The 3,647-nt window shown below is 73.5% G+C and carries 2 protein-coding genes; both read right to left on the minus strand.

The window, feature by feature from the left end:
- Window positions 1-263: 263 nt before the first annotated feature.
- A complete protein-coding gene (locus ACFV6I_RS38475; protein WP_363580044.1) occupies window positions 264-938 on the minus strand; it encodes a response regulator in 675 nt (224 codons plus the stop codon).
- 60 nt (window positions 939-998) lie between these two features.
- Window positions 999-3,551: an ATP-binding protein gene (locus ACFV6I_RS38480; protein WP_380430825.1), complete on the minus strand. Its 2,553-nt coding sequence runs from the start codon at window positions 3,549-3,551 to the stop codon at window positions 999-1,001.
- Between the last annotated feature and the right edge of the window lie 96 nt (window positions 3,552-3,647).

Raw genomic sequence — 3,647 nt, forward strand, 5'->3', positions numbered from 1 at the left:
ATCTTCACCCCCTCGCTCTCCACGCGCGGAGACAGGGTGTTTGGGGGGCTGTGTTTTGTGTATAAGCCCCCCCCCCCACGTGGGGGCCGCCGTACACGGGGGGCTGGAGCGGTCCCGGGCCTCCCCCACATTGGAGCCGGGCCCGCTCGGTCAGCACTGACGCTACGCCCACGGAACACCGCTCCGGGCCTGCCTTGACGCTCCCCTGTCGGTCTCCGGCCCGCTCTTGACGGGTCGTTGACGCGGCGGCGGCCGGGGGGCGCTCAGGGCTCGTACCGGTACCCGATCCCCGGTTCGGTGATCAGGTGCCGCGGGCGGCCCGGGTCACGCTCCAACTTGCGGCGCAGCCCGGCCAGGTAGACCCGCAGGTAGTTGCCGCGCGCCTCCTGGGCCGGCCCCCACACCTCCCGCAGGATCTGCCGCCCGGGCACCAGCCGGCCCGGGTTGGCCACCAGCAGGGCGAGGATCCGCCACTCGGTCGGGGTGAGCCGCACCGGGCCCCGCGGGCCGGTCACCGTGGTGGCCGTCAGGTCGACGGTGTGGTCGCCTATCACCGGCCGCCCCAGCGGGGCACCGCCCAGCGGCCGGCGCAGCACGGCACGCAGCCGGGCCAGCAGTTCCTCCATCAGGAACGGCTTGGTGAGGTAGTCGTCCGCGCCCGCGTCGAGGGCGCCCACCTTGTCGGCGGCACCGGACCGGCCGGAGAGCACGATGATCGGCATCGCGCTGCGGGTGCGCAGGCCGCGCAGCACGTCCATGCCGTCCAGGTCCGGCAGGCCGAGGTCGAGCAGCACGGCGTCCGGGGCGGAGTGCGCGGCGCGGTCCAGCGCCTCGCCGCCGCTGGCGGCCGTCCGCACGGCGTACTGCCGGGCGCTGAGGTTGATCCGCAGCGTGCGCAGCAGGGCCGGTTCGTCGTCGACGATCAGGATCTCGCTCATGCGGCCACCTCGCTCCGCTCGGCGGTCGCTTCGCGGGACACGCAGCTTTCGGCGGTTCGTTCAGTTCGTCCACTCATGTACGGGCTCCTCCCGAGTGGCGGCGGGCAGGGTGAGCAGCATGGTGGTGCCGCCCCCGGGGGTGTCCTCGACCTCCAGGCTGCCGCCCATGGCCTCGGCCAGGCCGCGGGAGAGCGCGAGGCCGAGACCGACACCGGTGGTGTTGTCGGTGTCGCCGAGGCGCTGGAAGGGCAGGAAGACCCGGTCCCGCTCCTCGGGGGCGATGCCGGGGCCGCGGTCGATCACCCGGATCTCGACCTGGTCGGCGTGGTGGCTGGCGGTGACCAGGACGGGCGCGCCGGGCGCGTTGTAGCGCAGCGCGTTGGTGATCACGTTGGCGAGCACCCGCTCCAGCAGCGGCGGGTCGGCGAGCACCGGCGGCGCGGTGTCCAGGTCGAGCGGCTGGATCGGGGCGTACGGGTCGGGGAGGCTGTCGAGCGCCCGGGGCAGGATCTCGTCGAGGTGGGTCTCGGCGAGGTGCAGGGTGAGCGCGCCGGCCTGGAGGCGGCTCATGTCGAGCAGGTTGTCGACCAGGCGGGTGAGCTTGACCAGCGACTCGTCGGCGGTGGCGAGCAGTTCGGCCTGGTCCTCGGGCGAGAACTCGACGTCGGGGCTGCGCAGCGAGCCGACCGAGGCGAGCGCGGCGGCGAGCGGGGTGCGCAGGTCGTGGCTGACGGCGGCGAGCAGGGCGGTGCGCATCCGGTCGGCGGCCTTGATCGGCTCGACCTCGGCGGCGACCACGGCGAGCCGGTCGCGTTCCAGCGCGACGGCGACGTGCGCGGCGAAGGCGGTGAGGACGCGCTGGTCGGCGGCCGGCAGCCGGCGGCCGGTGAGGACCAGGACGGCGTCCGCGCCGACCGGCACCTCGGTGGTCTCGCTCTGCCCGTCGGTGTCGTCCTGGTGCTCGGCCTCGGAGTGGGCGAGCACCTCGTCGTCGACCCGGGAGAGCAGGGCGACGGCCTGCATGCCGAAGGCCGTCCGGGACTTCTCCATCAGGGCGGACAGGGCGTCGGCGCCGCGCAGCACGCTGCCGGCCAGGGTGGAGAGGGTCTCGGCCTCGGCGGTGGCACGGGCGGCGCGACTGGTGAGCCGGCTGGCGTGGTCGACGATGGTGGCGACGGCGAGCGCGACGGAGGCGAAGACGACCAGGGCGACGATGTTGTTGGTCTCGCCGATGGTCAGGGCGTGTATCGGCGGGATGAAGTAGTAGTTGAGCAGCAGCGAGGCACTGACCGAGGCCAGCAGGGCGGAGATGGCGCCGCCGAGCAGGGCGACGATGACCACGCCGAGCTGGAAGATCAGCGCATCGGTGGTCAGGTTGATGCTCTCGTGCGCCTGGGACAGGATCGCGGTCAGCAGCCAGGGCACCACGAGGCCGGCGGCGTAGCCGGCGATGGTGCGGCGCTTGGAGTGGCGGCGGCCGAGCGAGGGCAGCCGGCCGCGGCCGGTGAACTCGTGGGTGACCATGTGGACGTCGATGTCCTCGGAGTCGTCCACGGTGGTCTCGCCGATACCGGGGCCGGTGAGGAAGCGGTTGATCCGGCCGCGGCGGCTGGTGCCGAGCACCAGCTGGGTGGCGTCGTGGGCGCGGGCGAAGGTGAGCAGCGCGGTGGGGATGTCGTCGCCGACCACCACGTGGTAGCTGCCGCCGAGGGTCTCGACCAGCTGGCGCTGCTGGGCGAGCGCGCCGGAGGAGGCGCCGGCCAGGCCGTCGCTGCGGGTGACGTGGACGGCCAGCAGGTCGCCGCCGGCGGTGCGGTCGGCGATCCGGGCGGCGCGGCGGATCAGGGTCTCGCCCTCGGGGCCGCCGGTGAGGGCGACCACGACGCGTTCGCGGGTCTCCCAGACCCGGTCGATGTTGTGGCTGGCCCGGTAGTCGCGCAGGCCCTCGTCGACCCGCCCGGCCACCCAGAGCAGGGCGAGTTCGCGCAGGGCGGTGAGGTTGCCGACCCGGAAGTAGTTGGAGAGCGCGGCGTCCACCTTCTCCGCCCTGTAGACGTTGCCGTGGGCCATCCGGCGGCGCAGCGCCTGCGGGGCCATGTCGACGAGTTCGATCTGGTCGGCCCGACGGACCACCTCGTCCGGGACGGTCTCGCGCTGCGGGATGCCGGTGATCTTCTGGACGACGTCGTTCAGCGATTCCAGGTGCTGGATGTTGACGGTGGTGATGACGTCGATCCCCGCGGCCAGCAGTTCCTCGACGTCCTGCCAGCGCTTGGCGTGGCGGCCGCCGGGGATGTTGGTGTGCGCCAGTTCGTCGACCAGCACGACGGACGGGCGTCGGGTGAGCACCGCATCGAGGTCCATCTCGTCGAACTCGGCGTCGCGGTAGGAGCGTTGGACACGCGGCAGGACTTCAAGGCCGTCCAGCATGCCCTCGGTGTGGCGGCGGCCGTGGCACTCGATGTACCCGACCGCGACGTCGGCCCCGCGCTCCTGTCTGCGCCGGGCCTCGTCCAGCATCCGGTAGGTCTTGCCGACCCCCGGGGCGGAACCGAGGTACACCCTCAGCCGGCCCCTGCGGATGCCGGTGCCGGGGGTGAGGTCGCGGGCCATGGGCACTGCTCTTTCGTTCCTGCGAGGGCTGCCGCCAGGGCGTCCTCGGGCCGGGGTCGGGACGTACGGCGGCCGACCCGGGCGCGGGGGTGGTGC

It is taken from the genome of Kitasatospora sp. NPDC059803 (assembly GCF_042732255.1).
In the GTDB taxonomy this organism is placed as follows: domain Bacteria; phylum Actinomycetota; class Actinomycetes; order Streptomycetales; family Streptomycetaceae; genus Kitasatospora.

Excerpts from the sequence above, each read along its gene's own strand:
- ACFV6I_RS38475 (WP_363580044.1), bottom strand. The coding sequence starts at position 938 with ATGAGCGAGATCCTGATCGTCGACGACGAACCGGCCCTGCTGCGCACG.
- ACFV6I_RS38480 (WP_380430825.1), bottom strand. The coding sequence starts at position 3,551 with ATGGCCCGCGACCTCACCCCCGGCACCGGCATCCGCAGGGGCCGGCTG.